Raw genomic sequence first — 18,942 nt, 5'->3', positions numbered from 1 at the left:
GGAAAAAAGATGAAACAAGTTAATGATTATATCCATTTTGACACTGAAAAATTAGAATGTGAAAATTTATATAAAAAATTTTGGATTTTTGGTTGCCATAAGGAAGAAATTAAAAATGATAAAGATTATATTATCTTAAGAATTTATGACTTTGAAGTCGTAATTTATAACGATAAAGGTAGTATTGTCGCTTTTTATAATATTTGTCCTCATCGTGGAGCTAAACTTTTAAATTTTGGAAATAATGAAAGTATTTTCAAATCCAATGGAGAAATAAAATGTTTTTATCATCATTGGACTTATAAAAATCAAAAACTTTCTATTGCGATGAAAAGCGAATTTGATGAAAATGAAAAGATCGATCTTTTTAAGCTTAAACTTGCATTTTGCGGAGATTTTATCTTTTTTTCTCATAATCCAAAAATACGATTAAAAGAACAACTTAAAGGCTTTTATGAAGAATTGGAACAAATCAGTAAAAGCATTGATCGTTTTAATGGTCTTAACGCTCCAATTAATTATCATTCTAATTGGAAAGTGGGTGTAGAAAATAGTTTAGAAATTTATCATGTAGACTGTGTACACCCAAAATCTTTAGGAATTTTAAATTTAGAAGACAATCCAAAATTTATAGGTTTTAATTCTAAAACTTGTGGAGAAATTAAAGATGAAAAAATTTATTCTAAATTAAAAAGAAATCAAGCTATTTTTTTAGAGGATAATTACTTTGAGGATAAATATTTTTCTTATCATTTGTTTCCATTTACTATCATTAGTTCTACTTTTGGTTATGCTTATTCTATACAACATTATTTTCCTCACACTTTCAATAAAACGCATTTTATTTCAAGAAATTATATAGCAAAAGCAAAGCATGATGTTGAGCTTTTTGCAAATGAAGTTATATCGATGAATAAAACGATTTTTAAAGAAGATGCGCAAGCGACTAATTTGATACAAGGAAGTTTATTTTTGGATGATTTAAAATTCAATTATGCTAGAAATTCAGAAAAAAGGATTTTATATTTCCATGAACAATATGAAAAGGCAATGAAGGAGGAAAAATGAGAGAAGATTTTTTTCATTTAAAAGATAAAATTTGCTTAATTGCGGGGGCAAGTAGTGGTTTAGGCAAACAAACATGTAAAATTTTAGATTCTCTTGAGGCTAAAGTTATAGCTATAGCAAGACGTGAAGAAAATTTAAAGCAATTGCAAAAAGAATGTAAAAATTTAGAATATAAAATTTATGATTTCTATGCTCAAGATGGGATTAAAAATTTGGTAGATGATATTGTAAAAGAGCATGGAAAAATTAATGCTATGGCTTATTTTTCTGGAACTTCATGCGTTAAACCGCTAAGAATGATTGATATAGAAGAGGCGAAAAAAGTATTTGATGTAAATTTTTTTAGTTGTTTGGAATTGTTAAAATGTCTTTATGATAAAAGAAAATCAGAAAATTTAAGTACCGTTTTAATCGGCTCGGCTTCTTTAAAAATGAGCGTATCCTCAATGAGTGTTTATGATGCTTCAAAAGGTGCTCTTAATACCCTTGCTACTAGTCTAGTGAAAGATTTTGCGAAATTTAACTTTAGGATTAATAGCATCTTACCTGCTCATGTTGATACAGAAATGACTCATAAGGCTTCTAGCATCCGAAGCGATGGTTATAATCTAGAGCTTGAAAAATTATATCCTTTGGGTGTAGGTAAAGAAGATGATATTGCTAATCTATGTGTTTTTTTACTCAGTCCTTTAAGTGCTTGGATGAGTGGGCAAAGCATTGTTATGGATGGTGGCAGAGTTTTGTATTAATTAGCTCTAAAAATATGACCATCCTGTTTATAAGCTTGAATCAAATCTTCATAAAACGCTTGAGCATCAATTAAATTTAAAAAAGTTCCACCAAAGGCTATTTTATTAAAATAAGTTTTTTTTTCTAAAAATTTAATCACTTTTTCGTCCGTTTCATAAGCATCGGGTTTTCTTACATAATATTGAATGCTTTTGTGATAACTTTGGCCTTTTTCATCAATAATTAAGCCTTTAAATTCTTTAAAATATCTATAATCAACTCCAACTTTTTCCATAGGATAATGTGCAAAGGTAAAACAATCTTTATTTCCAAAATTTAAAATTTTACCCTTATTTTTTACAAGAATAGCATAAAGACAATTTTCATCAAAACAAGATTCTTGTTCTTGATTTAAAAATAAATTTTCTTTAGCGCCTTTAATTGCAAAGGAAAAAATAGGATCATTGGTTCTTTTTACCCCAGTTTGTTTTCTAAAAAATTCTCCTAAAGCTCCTACTGTGCATTTTGAATTTAATTTATCATAAACTTCATTATTGCAAAAACTATAGGTAAAAGTAGGTATAATTAAGGTTCCATTTTCTCCTATAACTTCAAATAGACATTCTATTAGAGCATTTAAAAAATCTTTAATAGGTAAAAGCGGTATGCCAAAACTATAAATTTCATTGTGAACACAGATAATATCACTTTTTTTTATGCCTAAATTGTATAGGGTTTTAATCAAATCATCTTGGGTATATTTTTTATCTTGATATTTAAATAAATCTTTCATAAGAGTTCCTCTAGATGTAAATCAAGTCTTCATATTTGATGTTTTTAAAAGTTTAAATTCTAATATTTCCTCCAAAAGATCTTTAAATTCGTAAGCTTGCATATTTAAAATTTCAGCGATATCGATGATATCGTTTTTACCATCGCAATAAGCCAAGATGTTAGCGGTCAAAGGAGGGCGATTTATGGAAGCATTTAAAGTATGATAAAGTCCTCGTTTTCCAAGATTGGGTTCGCAAAAAATAGTATTTTCATAAATTTCATTGATTTCTACATTTAAAATGATTTCTTGCATAGTTTTAAGCCCACCCATTAAACCTTTAGGACTGATGAAATTTAAATTATCTTTAGAAGTGTGATATTCTTGATACTTTGCATATTTTGATCTGCATATTCCTACAACACCTAAATTCACAAGAGGAGCATTGTATTGCCTTTCATCGGATCCACGATCTAAAAAACTATATTCTTTAAAATTTTCTTTATTTTTTAAAGTGTGTAAAGCAACTTTATCTGAAAGGGTGTTTTGAGAAGGTGAATGCACAAGTGAGTAAGTGTTATCATCACCTAAGCAAGAGAGCACAAAACCTGCCTTAGTGTGTTTTTGCAAATGTTTTAAATGTTTATGGATATAAACGATAGAGCCTATGGTTTCAGGGACGATGACAAAACGATAATTATATTTTCTTTCTTTTAAATTTAAAAGCCATTTAGCAAGATAGATCGCTACTATCGGGCCGCTTAATTCATTATTTGCCATAGAGGGGTGGCAAAGATAAGTAGAGATTAGAATCTCTTCTTTAGAGTTTTGAGTGCTAGGGATGATAAAATCTGCGTAATTTAAAACACCATTTTCATCGTGCTTAGCATCAATAAAAACGCGATATTTTCCTTGTTTGAGTTTTTTTCTTTCATTGTGTGTGATGCAAAATCCCCAACGCTTTTTATAATAACTCGTTATATAAGGAATAGCATCAGGTTTTTCTTCAAGTGAGTAAAGATGATTTTGCAATTCATCAAGCTCTATTTCTTTATCGATACCTTCGCTGTAGTTTAAAATATGTAAATTATGCTTTTTAAAATCACAAATTTTTTCTCCATCAGGAGTGATGATAAAAGCATCTTTTATATGCCATTCAGGTGGAACTATCCAGTCAAAAACTTTTGTTCCACTTTGGATCGAGTGAATTTGTAAAATACCCCCCCCCAGAGCATCATTTAAAATTTGCAAACTATCTCTAAAGCCTTGTCCTGTTATACTTCTGCAGATTGGGAAAAGTTCTTTAGCGAGTTCATACATCGCTTTGCTAGTATCTTCAAAATCAGCACTTCTAAAATCAAGGTTATCCACAATATTCCTTTTTAGTTTTTTCAAGTATATCAAATAAAGTATCTTTTACGAATTTAGCATCTTGCAAATTCATTTCTTGATGACAAGGGATGCTAAGTTCTGCTTTGTAAAAATTATCCGCATTCTCAAGTCTTATTTGCCCTAAAAGTTTTTGATAAAAACTAAATTCATAAGTAGGTTTGTAATGCACCTGCACACCAATACCTTTATCTAGTAAAGCTTTAAAAATATCTTCTTTTTGGCAATAAAATTCAGGAAAAAGCAAAATAGGATACAAATGCCTTGAGCTTTTTTTATAATCTTTGATTTTAATAGTAGAAAAATAAGGATTTCTTTCAAATTCTTTATCATAAAATTGGGCAATTTCCTCTCGTTTTTCTAAATTGTGGTCTAATTTTTTAAGTTGATTGATCCCCAAAGCACAAGCGACATCACTTAAGCGGTAATTATAACCAAGATCGATCATATCGCTATTCCAAAGTCTTTTTTTAACTATGCCATGACTTCTTAAAAGTTTGATTTTTTTTATAAGCTCTTCATTGTCACTTACAACAGCACCGCCTTCAAAGGTAGTGATAGGTTTTACCGGATGAAAAGAAAAAATGCTTAAATCGGCTTTTTTACCGACTTTTTCGCCTTTATAATAAGCCCCTAAGGCGTGACTTGCATCATCGATTAAGGGAATATTATAATTTTTACAAAGCTTATAAATTTCATCCATTTCGACACTATTGCCCGCATAATCAACAACGCAAATCACCCCTATATCATCGCTTTTTGTTTTTAATCTTTGTTCTATTTTTTTTTCATCGATATTGCCATCGCTTTTAATATCGATAAATTCAACCTTTGCTCCAGCCATTAAAGCTGCATTGGCTGTTGCCGCAAAAGTAAGAGGTGTGGTAAGAACGGTTTTATTTTTTACATTTAAAACACTATAGGCTAGATGCAAAGCTGAGGTGGCAGAATTTAAAACACAAGCATATTTTACACCCACATACTCACATAAAGCTTGTTCAAATTCTTCAACCTTTTTTCCACCGGTTAAAATTTCTCCCTTTAAGGCATCAATAACCGCTTCAATGTCGCTTTGGTCGATATTTTGATGAGAATAGGTAAGCATTATTCAAATTCCGTATGATCGATGATATCTAAAAGATCTTTTTCACTCACCCATTCTTTATTGTTATCAGAGCTATAAGAAAAACCATCTTTAACTTTTTGTCCTTTTTCTCCTTTAGCATTAACGCTAAAATCACTTTTAACATTTGTAAATTGAATACTTGGGCTAATGACATAGTATTTGTTAAATTCATAAGTTAAATGGCTATCATCGCTTGAAATCATTGTTTCATGCAGTTTTTCTCCAGGTCTAATGCCTATAATTTTTGTTTTCAAATCAGGTGCTAAGGCGTGGGCTAAATCTGTAATTTTCATTGATGGAATTTTTGGAACAAAAACTTCTCCACCATGCATAATTTCAAAATTGTTTAAAACGAATTTAACCCCATCTTCAAGGCTGATCCAAAATCTTGTCATTCTCTCATCCGTAATAGGCAATTCTTTAGCGCCTTCTTTAATCAGCTTTTTAAAAAATGGCACTACAGAGCCTCTAGAACCTACGACATTTCCATATCTAGCGACGCTAAATTTTGTATTTTTATTTCCCGCGATATTGTTAGCCGCAACAAAAAGCTTATCACTTGCAAGCTTGGTTGCACCATATAAATTAACCGGATTGCATGCTTTATCCGTAGAGAGTGCGATACATTTTTCAACATTATTTTCTAAACAAGCATCGATAACATTTTGTGCACCGTTGATATTGGTTTTTATACATTCCATAGGATTATATTCAGCCACAGGAACATGTTTCATAGCAGCTGCATGGATAACAAAATCAACATCATTCATAGCATAACTTAGTCTTTCTTTATCCCTTACATCGCCTATAAAATATCGCATACAAGGCTGATTAAAAGATATTGCCATTTCAAATTGTTTTAATTCATCTCTTGAAAAAATAATGATTTTATTCGGCTTGTAATTTTGGAGTAAAATTTTAGTATAAGCCTTTCCAAAGCTTCCTGTTCCACCTGTTATAAGAATATTTTTTCCGTTAAACATTTATCCTCCTTTATAAATATTTTTATTTCAATGTTTTTTAAGAATTTTAAGCAATAAATGTTCCATAAAATTTATTTTAAAATTCTAGGCAAGGTTATACCTGTTTGGGCTTGGTATTTACCTTTTTTATCGCGATAAGTTGTATCACACGCTTCATCACCTTGTAAAAATAAAACTTGGGCTATACCTTCATTGGCATAAATTTTAGCAGGTAAAGGAGTAGTGTTTGAAATTTCTATGGTGATATGCCCTTCAAAGCCAGGCTCAAATGGGGTTACATTGACTATAATTCCACATCTTGCATAAGTGCTTTTGCCAAGACAAATAGCCAAAACATCATCAGGCATTTTAAAATACTCTATTGTTCTTGCTAATGCAAAAGAATTAGCCGGAACGATGCATTCATCACCTACAAAATCAACCACATTTTCCTCTAAAAAATTTTTAGGATCAACCACTGTAGAATTAACATTAGTAAAAATTTTAAACTCACGTCCCACGCGTATATCATACCCATAGCTTGAAAGTCCGTAGCTCACAACCCCTTTGCCTATATTTGCTTCACAAAATGGCTCGATCATTTTATGCTCAAGCGCCATTTTTCTGATCCAATTATCCGCTTTTAAACCCATATTTAACCTTAATTAAATTCTTTTAAGAGATTATAGCTTATTTTTTTATATTTTTAGGAATTTTTTGTTTTTTTAAAGTTAAATTTTAAGTTTTTCAATATAATACTAGATTAAGTTCTTAAAATCAGGAGAAATTTATGACAAAAGAAGAGATTAAAGAATTAGTCAATTTATTTGCAGAAGCTAATATCAGTAAAATTAAGATTAAAGAACAAGATGGTTTTGAAATTGAACTTGAAAGGGATATGTGTTGTGATATTCCAGCGCCGGTTTGTCCTACGACTCCAGCTCCACAACCTATCAATGTGAATGTTGTGAATGAAACACATTCTTCTAATCATACAAAATCCAATAATCCAACCATTAATAGCCCTATGGTAGGGACATTTTATCAAGCTCCAAGCCCAGGTGCTGCTCCATTTGTAAAAGTAGGTAGTACTGTAAAAAAAGGCGATGCGATTGCTATTATTGAAGCTATGAAGATTATGAATGAAATTGAGGCTGAATTTGATTGTAAAATTGTAGAAATTTTAGTTGCTGATGGACAGCCTGTAGAATTTGGTATGCCTTTATTTACAGTGGAGAAATTATAATTATGGAAATTAAAAGCGTTTTAATAGCCAATAGGGGAGAGATTGCTTTAAGAGCTTTAAGAACCATTAAAGAAATGGGTAAAAAAGCGATTTGTGTGTATTCTGAAGCGGATAAGGATGCTTTATATTTAAAATATGCTGATGCGAGTATTTGCATAGGAAAAGCAAGAAGCTCTGAAAGTTATTTAAATATTCCAGCTATTATTACCGCAGCTGAAATTGCTGAAGCAGATGCCATTTTTCCAGGTTATGGTTTTTTAAGTGAAAATCAAAATTTTGTTGAAATTTGTACTAAACATAATATTAAATTTATAGGTCCTTCTGTAGAGGCTATGAATTTAATGAGTGATAAAAGTAAAGCAAAACAAGTGATGCAAAGAGCAGGTGTGCCGGTAATTCCAGGAAGTGATGGAGCTTTAGCAGGTGCTGAAGCGGCTAAAAAACTTGCTAAAGAAATCAGTTATCCTGTGATTTTAAAAGCTGCAGCGGGTGGTGGTGGCCGCGGAATGAGGGTTGTTGAAAATGAAAAGGATCTTGAGAAAGCTTATTGGTCTGCTGAAAGTGAAGCGATGACGGCTTTTGGAGATGGCACTATGTATATGGAAAAATATATCCAAAATCCACGCCATATAGAAGTGCAAGTGATCGGAGATAGTTTTGGAAATGTGATCCACATAGGAGAAAGAGACTGCTCTATGCAAAGACGCCATCAAAAATTAATTGAAGAATCTCCAGCAATTTTACTTGATGAAAAAACACGTTCAAGACTTCATGAAACCGCAATTAAGGCGGCTAAAGCGATTGGTTATGAAGGAGCAGGAACTTTTGAGTTTTTGGTGGATAAAAATTTAGATTTTTATTTTATAGAAATGAATACACGTTTGCAGGTTGAACATTGTGTGAGTGAAATGGTTAGTGGTATTGATATTATTGAACAAATGATTAGAGTTGCGGAAGGTTATACATTGCCAAAACAAGAGGATATTATTCTTAAAGGACATTCTATAGAATGTAGAATTACCGCTGAAGATTCTCAAACCTTTTTACCTTGCCCAGGTAAGATCACAAAATACATCGCTCCAGCTGGACGTAATGTTAGAATGGAAAGTCATTGCTATCAGGATTATTCTGTGCCACCTTATTATGATTCTATGATAGGAAAACTTGTAGTTTGGGCAGAAGATCGCAATAAAGCCATCTCTAAAATGAAAGTAGCTTTAAATGAGCTTATCGTTGGGGGTATTAAAACGACTAAAGATTTTCATCTTGCTATGATGGATAATGAAGATTTTATTAAAAACAATTACGATACAAATTATCTCTCTAGACATTGATTAAATTTAGGATTTAATCCTAAATTTAATCATCTTAAATATTCTATATTTATTTTTGAACGCAATTTATCAAAATAATCTTGAATGTAATTTTGTCTTTGTTCGCTAACATAAGCGTTTAAAACATCATTTTTAACTTGTTCAAATTCTGGTGCTTGTATGCCACTTTTGCTTTCTACTTTATAAATTTGATAGCCATTTTTAGAATTTAAAATCGGAGAAAAATCACCCGTAGAAACTTGAGATAAAAGGCTTAAAAGTCTAGGATCTGCATTTTCTGGAGTTAAAATAGCATTTTCACCTTTAAGCATAGTTTTTTTACTACTTTTTAAAGATTCTAAAAATTTTATATTTTTAGAGGTGTAAATTTTTACAGCAATTTCTGTAAAAATACTGAATTTATCTTGATGCTGTTCAAAGAATTTTTTAGCACCTATATCGCTATAATCTATCTTAGTTGTGCTAATTATTTGATCGTATAATTTTCTTTTTTCTAAATCTTTTTTAAAATTTTCTCTAAATTGTTCGTAAGTTTGCCCTTTAGTTTTTAGATCAGCCTTAAGCATATCAAGTGTAATATTGTTTTGAGAAAGCATGTTATTAATAGCATTATCAAGCTCTAATTCACTTGTAAAAATTCCAAATTTTTTCATTTGAGATTTTTCCATTTTTTCATTGATTAAAACTTGCAAGGCTTCATTTTTAGAAAGATGCAATTTTTCCATTTTTTCATTGATATCATAAGTTGTAATTGGCTCTTTATCAACAACTATGGCAATAGCATCAATAGTGTTTGCACTTGCTAAATTTGCAAAAAAACAAAAACTTAATAAAATTTTTTTCATTTCAAACCTTTATTTAAGTGTAAATATCGCATTATATCAATAAAAATTTAAGAAAAGGCAAAAAATGGAAGAAAAACTTGTAACTCGTTTTGCACCAAGTCCTACTGGATATCTGCATATAGGAGGATTAAGAACCGCGCTTTATAGTTATTTGTATGCTAGAAAAAATAAGGGTGAATTTTTACTTCGTATCGAAGATACCGATCTTAAAAGAAATTCTAAAGAAGCCACACAAGCAATTCTTGAGGCTTTTAAATGGTGCGGGCTTGATCATGATGGAGAAGTGACTTATCAGTCTGAACGTTTTGATATTTATAAAAAATATATTCAAAAGCTTTTAGATGAAGGCAGGGCCTATTATTGCTACATGAGTAAAGAAGAATTAGAAGAATTACGCGCCAAACAAGAAGCAGCTAAAGAGCGTCCAAAGTATGATGGAAGATATAGAGATTTTAAAGGTACGCCGCCTCAAGGAATAGAGCCTGTTGTTCGCATAAAAGCACCGCAAAGTGGAGAAATTTGTTTTATGGATGGCGTTAAGGGTGAGGTTAAATTTAAGGTCGAGGATATTTTAGATGATTTTATTATTGCAAGAAGTGATGGAACGCCTACTTATAATTTTACCGTTGTCATTGATGATGCTTTAATGGGAGTTAGTGATGTTATTCGCGGGGATGATCATCTTTCTAATACCCCAAAACAAATCATTCTTTATGAAGCTTTAGGCTTTAAAATTCCAAAATTTTATCATGTGGCTATGATTCACGGAGAAGATGGAAAAAAACTTTCAAAACGTCATGGAGCTACTGATGTTATGGAGTATAAAGCTATGGGAATTTTGCCTCAAGCTTTACTGAATTTTCTTGTGCGTTTGGGTTGGAGCCATGGAGATGATGAAATTTTTTCACTTGAAGATTTAAAAAAACTTTTTGATCCAAATCACATCAATAAAAGTGCATCTTGCTATAATTTTAAAAAGTTAGAGTGGCTTAACGCACATTATATTAAAACTTTGCCTTTTGAAGAGATCAATCACCAACTTAAAGAGCTTGGATTTGATTTGTCAGTTTATGAAAAAGCAGAATTTTTACTTGATCTTTTAAGAGAACGTGCTAAAACTTTACTTGAAATTATCAGCGGGGCTAAAAGCATTATAGAAGTTCCTAAAAGTTATGATGAGCAAGCCGTCAATAAATTTGTAAATGAAAAAAATCTTGATTTATTAAAAAAATATGCAAATGAGTTAAGCAGCCAAAGTCTTGCGAGTGATTTTGAAAGTTTTACTAATGAATTCTTACAAAAAAATGATGTAAAATTAAAAGAACTTGCCCAACCTATACGCATTGCTTTAACCGGTACGGCTGTAAGCCCTAGTATTTTTGAGGTTTTAGAGTTTTTAGGGGTTGAGGAATGTAAAAAGAGAATGGAAATTTTTTCAAAAAGGATAATAAAATGAATTTAAAAGAAGAGGCTTTAAAATATCATTTGGGTGGTAAAGTTAGTATCACTCCTTTAAAACCAATGGACACAAGTCATGATTTATCTTTAGCTTATAGCCCAGGTGTAGCTGAGCCTTGTTTGGAAATTGCTAAAGATAAAGAATTAGCATATCTTTATACAAATAAGGCAAATTTGGTGGCTATTGTAAGTGATGGTTCTGCGGTTTTAGGACTTGGAAATATTGGAGCACAAGCTTCTAAGCCAGTTATGGAAGGCAAGGCTTGTTTGTTTAAAAAATTTGCTAATGTTAATGCTTACGATATAGAAATTAATGCTCATAGTGTTGATGAAATTGTTACTTTTTGTAAAGCTTTAGCCCCAACAGTTGGTGGAATTAATTTAGAAGATATTGCAGCACCAAAATGTTTTGAGATAGAAGCGGCTTTACAAGATCTTGGAATTCCTGTCATGCATGATGATCAGCACGGAACAGCGATTATATCGACCGCTGGACTTATGAATGCGATGGAAATTAGCGGAAAAAAATTTAAAGATATTAAAGTGGTGGTAAGTGGTGCCGGAGCTGCTGGAATTGCTAGTGCTAAAATGTATCGAAATTTAGGAGTTGAACATATTGTTTTAGTCGATAGCAAAGGTGTGGTTAGTAAAGATAGAAATGATTTAACCCCGCAAAAACTTGAATTTGCTGTGGATTCTAAAGAAAAGACATTAAAAGAGGCCTTAAAAGGAGCGGATGTATTTTTAGGACTTAGTGCTCCAAAAATTCTTGATGATGAGATGATTTTATCAATGGCTAAAGATCCTGTTATTTTTGCCTTGGCAAATCCTATTCCAGAGGTTATGCCTGAAGATGTTGCAAGGCTTAGAAAAGATGCGATCGTAGGCACTGGAAGAAGTGATTACCCTAATCAAATCAATAATGTTTTAGGTTTTCCTTTTATTTTTAGAGGTGCTTTGGATGTAAGAGCGACTAAGATCACTGAAAATATGAAAATAGCTGCAGCAAGAGCCTTGGCTGATTTGGCAAAATTGCCTGTGAGTGATGCGGTTAAAAAGGCTTATGAAATTGACTTTTTAGAATTTGGTAGAGATTATGTGATCCCAAAACCTTTTGATGAAAGAGTAAGGGCAGCAGTAAGCACTGCAGTAGCTGCAGCAGCGGTTAAAGATGGGGTGACTTTGATTAAGGAGTTTGACGAAAAAGCCTATTTTGAAAGTCTAAAATGAATAAAGTTTTTTGCACAAATCATCCTTTAATAGAACATAAATTAGGCCTTTTACGTGATCAAAGTACTAAGCCTTTTCAATTTAGAATGTTGATTGATGAAATTTCAACTTTTTTACTTTTTGAAGCAACTAAGGATTTGAATTTAAAAGAAATTCAAATCCAAACTCCTGTTTCAAATGCTAAGGTAAAAAAGCTAAATGAAAAAATTATGATTTGTCCTATTTTAAGAGCTGCTTTGGGTATGCTTGAGAGTGTTTTTAGATTGATTCCTGATGCTAGTGTAGGTTTTTTGGGTTTTGCAAGAAATGAAGAAACTCTTGAGGCGGATTTTTATTTTGAAAAAATTCCACAAGATGCAGCTAAACGCGTAGCTATTGTTATAGATCCTATGTTTGCCACGGGTGGAACCGCAATAGAGGCTTGTAAATTTTTAAAATCAAAAGGCGTGAAAAAAATTAAATTTATTTCAATACTTGCCACGCCTAAAGGAATTGAAAATTTTAGAAAAGTGCATGAAGATATAGAAATTTATGTGGCCGCTATTGATGAAAATTTAAATGAAAAAGGTTATATAGTACCAGGACTTGGAGATGCAGGAGATAGAGTTTTTAACACTCTAGGCTAATTATGATTTTTGGTAAATTTGATTATATTAATTTGTTGCCTTTAAGTGTTTATCTTAAAAAATATCCTTTACCTAATGGCTTTAAAGCAACGCTTTTTTATAAAAAAGGTGAGCCTAGTCATTTTAATAAGGAATTATTCTATCGCAGAGTTGATGGTGCTATGACTTCAAGCATTGAAAGCGTTAGAAAAAAATATAAAAATTTAGATGTTGGAATTTGTGCTAATAAAAAAGTTTTAAGTGTTTTGGTTGAAAGAAATTCATTCAAAGCTAAAGATCCTAGCTCGGCTACATCAAATGCGCTTTCTCAAGTTTTAGGCTTAAAGGGTAGGGTTATCATAGGTGATAAGGCTTTAAAACTTTATATAAAAGATCCTAATGCTTATATAGATTTGTGTGATTTGTGGTATAAAAAGACTAATTTACCTTTTGTTTTTGCCCGTTTTTCATGTATGCAAAAAAAGATTTATTTTTCTAAAATTTTAAATAAATTTGCTAGAGAAAAAATCAAAATTCCACAATACATACTTCAAAAATATGCTCAAAAAAAGGAAATATCAGCTAAAGATATTAGATATTATTTAAGTGAGATTATTTATTATAATATAACTCATAAGGAAAAAAAGGCCTTAAAACGTTTTGTTGATGCGGTTAAATTTAAAAAAGAAATTTAATACTCAAAATTTCTTAATTCCTTGACCGTTCCTAGTAGTATAATCACATCCCCACTATAGGCTATTGTTGTTTCAAAATCAGGCAATATTTCCCAATCATTATTTAATTTTTTATAAGCGATCACTCTCATATTTTGTGCAATATGCTTAAGTGAATTTCCAGCTAATTTTTCATCTACATTGATTTTAATAGCTCGAATGGTATTTGCTGATAAATCAAACACTTCAAATTCACTTTCTCTAACAAGAAATTCTTTAACCAATCTTTTTGCGCTTTCTTTTTCAGGATAAATGACTTTTGTAGCTCCAAGTTTGGATAAAATTTGCCCATGGATATTTGAAGTAGCTTTTGCGATGATATTATTAACCCCTATATCTTTAAGAGCCATTAAAGTAAGAATTGATTTTTCAACATTATCTCCAATACTTACAATAACCACCTCAACATCGTGAAACCCTGCTTCTTTTAAAGCTGTCACATTTGTAGAATCAAGTATATACGCATAACTTGCAGGATTAGATATATTTTTTAAAGCTTCTTCATCTTTATCAGCAACGATTACAGTATTTCCTGCAGAGATCAATTCTTCTGCAACGACTGATCCAAATTTTCCAAGACCGATAATTCCATAACTATTATTTTTCATAATTTGCCTTTATAGGTTGATTTTTCCTTCAGGAAATCTAATATGCATTGCTTTATCTTGTTTAAAAACAGAGAGTAAAAATGCAAAAACCCCAATCCTTCCGCTAAGCATCATAATAATGATAATGATTTTGCTTGGATTGGAAAACAAGGCACAAAGAGAAAGTGTTCCTCCATTGCCAACTGAAATTCCAACGGTTGCAAACGCTGACGAGGTTTCAAATAATAAAGGAAGGAAATTAAAATGAGATTCTAATAAAGAAAGCAAAATAACAGCGACTATGATATAAACTGCTGATCCTATTGCTATAACAAAAGCTCTTGATATAGTTTCTTGTGAAATTTCATATCCAAAGATCCTTACCCTTCCATCTCTAATACTCCAATATGCATAGAGTAAAAGTGTGATGACTGTAGTGATTTTCATCCCTCCAGCTGTGCCTCCAGGTGCCCCACCTATAACCATAAATAAAGAACCAAAAAATAAACTTGCATCGTTTAAATGATTGATATTTAGAGTGTTAAAACCTGCTGTACGGTAATTGATCGCGGTAAAATATGAACTTAAGATTTTATCAAACAAAGAAAAATGCCCCATTGTTTTAGGATTAGAATATTCTAGAGCAAAGATGATTAAAGTTGAGGAAATAATTAAAATAATAGTCGATAAAACAACAACTTTTGTATGCAAACTAAGGCTAGGCAAACGTTTTTTTTGAAAAAAATAAAGCTCCACTAAAACAAAATATCCAAGACCTCCAATGATAATTAGACTAGTAATAATGAAGTTAATCGCAATATCATTTTTATAGGTGGAAATTCCATGTTCAAAAATACTAAAACCAGCATTATTAAACGCACTAATGGAGTGAAATATCCCAAACCAAAGAGCTTTTTTAAAATTCATATCAAGGGCAAATCGCATGGTTAAAAGCAAAGCACCTGCTAATTCTATAATAAAAATAAAAAGTAAAACTTTTTTAAAAAATTTAAAAAGTCCATCCATACTCGGATAAAATAGGGATTCTTTTAGTAAATTTCTACCACTAAATCCCACTTTTTTTCTTATGAGTAAATATACAAAAAAACCTATACTCATATATCCTAAACCGCCAATTTGGATGAGTATTAATATAATAATTTGTCCAAGAAGTGTAAAATCTGTCGCGGTATTTTTTACAACTAGTCCTGTCATGCTGATCGCTGAAGTGCTTGTGAAAAAGGCATCAAGAAAGTTAATAGGAGTTGTATGAGCCCAACTTGAATACAAAAAGGCAGCTCCAATTAAAGCGATAATAACATAACCAGCTAATAAAATTTTAAAAGTTCGCCTATCCAGTCCAAATTGTTTCAAAAAAATCCTCATTCTAAATTTTAAAGCAAGAATTCTATCTGATAAAAACTTTAAGGCAAATAAATTTTAATCTTATATTTAAACTTAGATTAAAGAAAAAAAGATAAAATTACATTTTTTAAACTTCAGCTTTAGAAAAGCGAAAATATTTTTTGGTTGGATAGCTCAGTCGGTAGAGCAGCAGACTGAAAATCTGCGTGTCGGCAGTTCGATTCTGCCTCTAACCACCATTTTCTTTTTACAAATCTTTCTTTAAATTTTTTAGCATAAATTTTAAATTTCTAGTGTATGATTTTAAGAAAATAAAATTTCAAGGTTTATTAATGAGATTATTGTTTCTTATTTTATTTTTAAATTTTAATCTTTTAGCGGAAAATTTTTTAGATTTTGCTAAAAACAATATTAAAAAAGAACAAAATACAAGTCAAGAAAATCCTACAAAACGTATTAAAATTCCTACTCATTAAAATGAAACAAGAAAATATTTTATTAGCACAATTAAAAGATGGCTATCGTTACAATAGTGATTCTTTAATTTTAGCTGATTTTATTTTAAAATGTGGGATAAAAAATGAATTATTGGATGTTGGATCTGGATGTGGAATTTTAGGCATTTTACTTAAAAAATTTAATGAAAAAATCAAGCTATCAATGATCGATATCCAAGAAAGAAACATGCAACTCATCAAGCAAAATTTAAAATCCAATCACATAGAAGCTGAGGTTTTTTGCGATGATTTTTTAAATTTTAATACCCAAAAAAAATTCGATTTTATAGTGTCTAATCCTCCTTTTTATAGACAAGAAGCTTACAAGAGTCAAAATTTACATAAAAATATCAGTAAATTTCAATCCTATTTACCTTTGGATGAATTTATTTCTAAGGCAAATTCTATGCTTAAACCTAGGGGTATTTTGTATTTTTGCTATGAGGTTTTAGCGTTTGATAAAATTTGTGTGACTTTAGAAAAGAAAAAGCTAAAAATGACTAAAATTTGTTTTGTGCATAGTGATAAAAATGAAAAAGCTAGACTTGTTTTGATTGAGGCTAGAAAAAGCGTAAAGTCTTTTTGCGAGATATTGCCCCCATTTTTTGTTTATGAAAATGGAAATTTGAGTCAAAAAATGCAAACAATTCACTCTAGGTTTATATTGGAAAGTTATGATTTTTAAAAAAGATTTTTCTTATTGCTTTGATGAAAATGCGTGTCAAAAATGTGGCGGAAAATGTTGCATTGGAGATAGCGGTAATATTTTTGCAAGTAAAGAGGAGCTTAAAAAATTAAGAGAATATTTAGGCTTAAGTGAGGAAGAATTTGCTTTAAAATATCTTAGAAAAGTGGGTTTTAAAATGAGTTTTAAAGAGGTTGAATTTGAAGGCGGATACGCGTGTATCTTTTTTGATCCTATAAATAGAAATTGTTCAATTTATGATTATCGTCCAATGCAATGTCGCACCTTTCCTTTTTGGGAATATTTTAAAACACATCAAGAGGAATTAAAAAAAGAATGTATAGGAATTACTTATTTATCTTAATCGCTATTTTATTGAGTGCTTGTGCTGGTTCTAAAACCGTCGTTGTTTATCCTGATTATAAAAAATTTAAAAGTAATGAATTTGATTTAAGGGTGATGAAAGCTTATAATTATGAGTATTTTCACCAAAATAAAGAAGCTAGAGATGAGTTTTTAAAGCTTTTTAAGGATTATAATAATACTCATTTTTTAGAAAATGCATTTTTAATTACTTTAGTCAATGATCTTGATCAAAAAAAAGAAATCAACAAAATAGCAAAGCCTTATTTAAATCAAAATGATAATCTTAAGCGTCTTAGTGCCCTTTATGATCTTAACTCTCATGATCTTAAAAATGCTAAAAAATTAGTGCAAGAGCTTTTAAAAAAAGAAAATAATGATCCAAGAAATTTAGAATTATATGGTGATATTTTAGTGAAGCAAAATGATCTTAAAAATGCTGCAAAATACTATCGTTTAGCTTATAATTATGCTTCAAATGAGGAAATTTTATTAAAACTTGTAAGCGTTTATGCGATTTTAAATAATACAGCTAGCATTAAAGAATTGCTAGAAAATTCTAGAAAAACAAATGGTTGTACTTTAAAAACTTGTATTTTGCTTGCAAAAATTTATAACGATGAAAAAGATTATAAAGCTTTAGTAGAGGTTTATCTTCAGCTTTATGAAATCACTAAAAGCAAGAATTTTATTTTATCAGCGGTTGAGTTGCTTAATTCTGAAAATCAAGTCAAACAAGCTTTAAATATCGCTTTAGAATACAATTTGGATGATGATATTAAATTGTATTTATATCAAAAATTAAAATATTATAATCAAGCTAAAGATTTAAGTATGCAGGTTTATCAACGCACTCACAATAAAGAATACCTTTTGCGTGCTGCAGTTTTTGAATTTGAAGATGCGAGTTTAAAGAAAAAAATTACACCCAAAATCATACAAGCTGTAAAGGAAAAATTTGAAAAAGCGATTGATGAAAATACTAATGATTTGTATTTAAATTATTATGGATATTTACTGATTGATTATGATTTAGATGTTAAAAAAGGGATTAAATTTGTAGAACTTGCTTTGAAAAAAGATCCACAGAATTTGTATTATTTGGATTCTTTGGCTTGGGGATATTATAAGCTTGGAGATTGTCATAAGGCTTGGGAAATTTTGAAAAAAACTTTTAAAGATAAAGAGTTTTCAAATTCTAAAGAAAGTAAAGCTCATATAAAGGCAATAAAAAAATGTTTAAAGCTATAAAACGAGATGAAATTTATAAAAAAATTCAAAAAGAACTTGAAGAGAGAAAAAAGATTTTACCCTATGATATGCTGGGTCGATCTTTAGCTTCAAATCCTTTTTTTCCTAAAGATGTGCATAAGGCTTTAAAAAGAATAGATCAAGAGATAAAATTGATCCCTCAAATTAAAGAGGATTTAAATCAAAATTTACCCTTAGCCTTAGAGAGTGAAAAAAAAGGAGCGGCTGCTCTTTCTATATCTACTTGGCCGCATTTTAATGGCGTGCTTGAAAATTTAAGTATGATACGTCGCTACACTCAAATTCCTTTATTAAGAGAAGATTTTATTATCGATGAGTATCAAATTTTAGAAACCTTAGTCTATGGTGGAGATTTTATTTTATTGATCGCTAAAATGCTAAGCACTAAAGAGCTTAAAAAATTGCTTGAATTTGCAAGACATTTAGGACTTGAAGCTTTGGTTGAAATTTGCGATAAAGAGGATTTAAGCAAGGCGATTTTAGCTGGAGCTGATCTTGTAAGTATTTGTAATGAGGATGAAAATTTTTCAAACTATGTGCAAGTATGTGAAAAACTCATCAGTCAAATTCCAAATTCTAAAATCATTATTGCTAGTGTAAATGATGAAGAAAATTTACAATACTTACAAAAATTAGGCATAGATGCTTTTTTAATAAGCAATGTAAATCATTAAG

The 18,942-nt window shown here is 30.5% G+C and carries 21 protein-coding genes and 1 tRNA gene; 14 read left to right on the top strand and 8 right to left on the bottom strand.

Going from position 1 to position 18,942, the window contains the following annotated elements; all coding sequences use genetic code 11:
* The first annotated feature begins 9 nt into the window (after positions 1-9).
* Positions 10-1,068 (top strand): aromatic ring-hydroxylating oxygenase subunit alpha, encoded by a 1,059-nt coding sequence (locus CQA75_RS03070; RefSeq protein WP_137623593.1) that lies wholly within the window; start codon positions 10-12, stop codon positions 1,066-1,068.
* Positions 1,065-1,817: an SDR family NAD(P)-dependent oxidoreductase gene (locus tag CQA75_RS03065; RefSeq protein ID WP_137623592.1), complete on the top strand. Its 753-nt coding sequence runs from the start codon at positions 1,065-1,067 to the stop codon at positions 1,815-1,817. The genes CQA75_RS03070 and CQA75_RS03065 overlap by 4 nt, the downstream gene beginning before the upstream one ends.
* On the opposite strand, the gene CQA75_RS03060 is transcribed toward CQA75_RS03065, so the two are convergent.
* From CQA75_RS03060 to dcd, 5 genes are all read right to left on the bottom strand, one after another.
* Complete coding sequence (locus CQA75_RS03060; protein WP_137623591.1) at positions 1,814-2,590, bottom strand: AAC(3) family N-acetyltransferase; 777 nt, start codon at positions 2,588-2,590, stop codon at positions 1,814-1,816. The two genes, CQA75_RS03065 and CQA75_RS03060, sit on opposite strands and share 4 nt — an antisense overlap.
* 21 nt (positions 2,591-2,611) lie before the next feature.
* The gene (locus CQA75_RS03055) at positions 2,612-3,940 is read right to left on the bottom strand and encodes a DUF4910 domain-containing protein (protein WP_171000071.1); all 1,329 of its coding nucleotides are present in this window, start codon (positions 3,938-3,940) and stop codon (positions 2,612-2,614) included.
* Entirely contained in the window at positions 3,933-5,063 is a 1,131-nt protein-coding gene (gene pseC / locus CQA75_RS03050; protein WP_137623589.1) for a UDP-4-amino-4,6-dideoxy-N-acetyl-beta-L-altrosamine transaminase, read from the bottom strand. Before pseC ends, CQA75_RS03055 begins: the two co-directional genes overlap by 8 nt.
* Entirely contained in the window at positions 5,063-6,067 is a 1,005-nt protein-coding gene (gene pseB, locus CQA75_RS03045; RefSeq protein WP_137623588.1) for a UDP-N-acetylglucosamine 4,6-dehydratase (inverting), read from the bottom strand. The genes pseC and pseB overlap by 1 nt, the downstream gene beginning before the upstream one ends.
* A 71-nt stretch (positions 6,068-6,138) precedes the next feature.
* On the bottom strand, positions 6,139-6,699 hold the full coding sequence (dcd, locus tag CQA75_RS03040; RefSeq protein ID WP_137623587.1) for a dCTP deaminase: 561 nt from the start codon (positions 6,697-6,699) through the stop codon (positions 6,139-6,141).
* A 137-nt stretch (positions 6,700-6,836) separates the two neighbouring features.
* On the opposite strand from dcd, the gene accB reads away from it, so the two are divergent.
* Both accB and CQA75_RS03030 read left to right on the top strand, forming a co-directional pair.
* The gene (accB, locus tag CQA75_RS03035; RefSeq protein WP_137623586.1) at positions 6,837-7,292 is read left to right on the top strand and encodes an acetyl-CoA carboxylase biotin carboxyl carrier protein; all 456 of its coding nucleotides are present in this window, start codon (positions 6,837-6,839) and stop codon (positions 7,290-7,292) included.
* A 2-nt stretch (positions 7,293-7,294) separates the two neighbouring features.
* Entirely contained in the window at positions 7,295-8,626 is a 1,332-nt protein-coding gene (locus CQA75_RS03030; RefSeq protein WP_137623585.1) for an acetyl-CoA carboxylase biotin carboxylase subunit, read from the top strand.
* A 29-nt stretch (positions 8,627-8,655) separates the two neighbouring features.
* On the opposite strand, the gene CQA75_RS03025 is transcribed toward CQA75_RS03030, so the two are convergent.
* Positions 8,656-9,471, bottom strand: a complete 816-nt coding sequence (locus tag CQA75_RS03025) for a hypothetical protein (RefSeq protein WP_137623584.1) — start codon at positions 9,469-9,471, stop codon at positions 8,656-8,658.
* Between the two features lie 64 nt (positions 9,472-9,535).
* Here CQA75_RS03025 and gltX point away from each other — a divergent pair, with 64 nt between their 5' ends.
* The 4 genes from gltX to CQA75_RS03005 are packed head-to-tail and all read left to right on the top strand — an operon-like array spanning position 9,536 to position 13,459.
* On the top strand, positions 9,536-10,927 hold the full coding sequence (gene gltX / locus CQA75_RS03020) for a glutamate--tRNA ligase (protein WP_137623583.1): 1,392 nt from the start codon (positions 9,536-9,538) through the stop codon (positions 10,925-10,927).
* Complete coding sequence (locus CQA75_RS03015) at positions 10,924-12,159, top strand: malic enzyme-like NAD(P)-binding protein (RefSeq protein WP_137623582.1); 1,236 nt, start codon at positions 10,924-10,926, stop codon at positions 12,157-12,159. The genes gltX and CQA75_RS03015 overlap by 4 nt, the downstream gene beginning before the upstream one ends.
* Positions 12,156-12,785 carry a uracil phosphoribosyltransferase gene (upp, locus tag CQA75_RS03010; RefSeq protein WP_137623581.1) on the top strand — a complete coding sequence of 210 codons (630 nt, stop codon included), beginning with the start codon at positions 12,156-12,158 and terminating at the stop codon, positions 12,783-12,785. The genes CQA75_RS03015 and upp overlap by 4 nt, the downstream gene beginning before the upstream one ends.
* 2 nt (positions 12,786-12,787) lie before the next feature.
* Entirely contained in the window at positions 12,788-13,459 is a 672-nt protein-coding gene (locus CQA75_RS03005; RefSeq protein WP_137623580.1) for an MqnA/MqnD/SBP family protein, read from the top strand.
* Here CQA75_RS03005 and CQA75_RS03000 read toward each other — a convergent pair.
* Together CQA75_RS03000 and CQA75_RS02995 are read right to left on the bottom strand one after the other, a co-directional pair.
* On the bottom strand, positions 13,456-14,106 hold the full coding sequence (locus CQA75_RS03000) for a potassium channel family protein (RefSeq protein ID WP_137623579.1): 651 nt from the start codon (positions 14,104-14,106) through the stop codon (positions 13,456-13,458). The genes CQA75_RS03005 and CQA75_RS03000 overlap by 4 nt on opposite strands.
* Before the next feature lie 9 nt (positions 14,107-14,115).
* Entirely contained in the window at positions 14,116-15,459 is a 1,344-nt protein-coding gene (locus tag CQA75_RS02995; RefSeq protein ID WP_137623578.1) for a TrkH family potassium uptake protein, read from the bottom strand.
* A 154-nt stretch (positions 15,460-15,613) separates the two neighbouring features.
* On the opposite strand from CQA75_RS02995, the gene CQA75_RS02990 reads away from it, so the two are divergent.
* The 6 genes from CQA75_RS02990 to CQA75_RS02970 all read left to right on the top strand — a co-directional run bounded on the left by CQA75_RS02990 (position 15,614) and on the right by CQA75_RS02970 (position 18,941).
* Positions 15,614-15,689: transfer RNA gene (locus CQA75_RS02990), tRNA-Phe, on the top strand.
* A gap of 93 nt (positions 15,690-15,782) precedes the next feature.
* The gene (locus CQA75_RS09130) at positions 15,783-15,926 is read left to right on the top strand and encodes a hypothetical protein (RefSeq protein WP_171000070.1); all 144 of its coding nucleotides are present in this window, start codon (positions 15,783-15,785) and stop codon (positions 15,924-15,926) included.
* 1 nt (position 15,927) lies between these two features.
* On the top strand, positions 15,928-16,632 hold the full coding sequence (locus tag CQA75_RS02985) for a tRNA1(Val) (adenine(37)-N6)-methyltransferase (protein WP_137623577.1): 705 nt from the start codon (positions 15,928-15,930) through the stop codon (positions 16,630-16,632).
* A complete protein-coding gene (locus CQA75_RS02980) occupies positions 16,622-16,996 on the top strand; it encodes a YkgJ family cysteine cluster protein (RefSeq protein ID WP_137623576.1) in 375 nt (124 codons plus the stop codon). The genes CQA75_RS02985 and CQA75_RS02980 overlap by 11 nt, the downstream gene beginning before the upstream one ends.
* The gene (locus CQA75_RS02975; protein ID WP_137623575.1) at positions 16,969-18,246 is read left to right on the top strand and encodes a tetratricopeptide repeat protein; all 1,278 of its coding nucleotides are present in this window, start codon (positions 16,969-16,971) and stop codon (positions 18,244-18,246) included. The genes CQA75_RS02980 and CQA75_RS02975 overlap by 28 nt, the downstream gene beginning before the upstream one ends.
* Positions 18,231-18,941: an indole-3-glycerol phosphate synthase TrpC gene (locus tag CQA75_RS02970; protein WP_407920020.1), complete on the top strand. Its 711-nt coding sequence runs from the start codon at positions 18,231-18,233 to the stop codon at positions 18,939-18,941. The genes CQA75_RS02975 and CQA75_RS02970 overlap by 16 nt, the downstream gene beginning before the upstream one ends.
* The last annotated feature ends 1 nt before the right edge of the window (position 18,942 follow it).

Source organism: Campylobacter taeniopygiae, from assembly GCF_005406225.1.
GTDB lineage: Bacteria > Campylobacterota > Campylobacteria > Campylobacterales > Campylobacteraceae > Campylobacter_D > Campylobacter_D taeniopygiae.
Note: the sequence above shows the minus strand (reverse complement) of the source record. Positions and strands in the feature narration are given on the sequence as shown.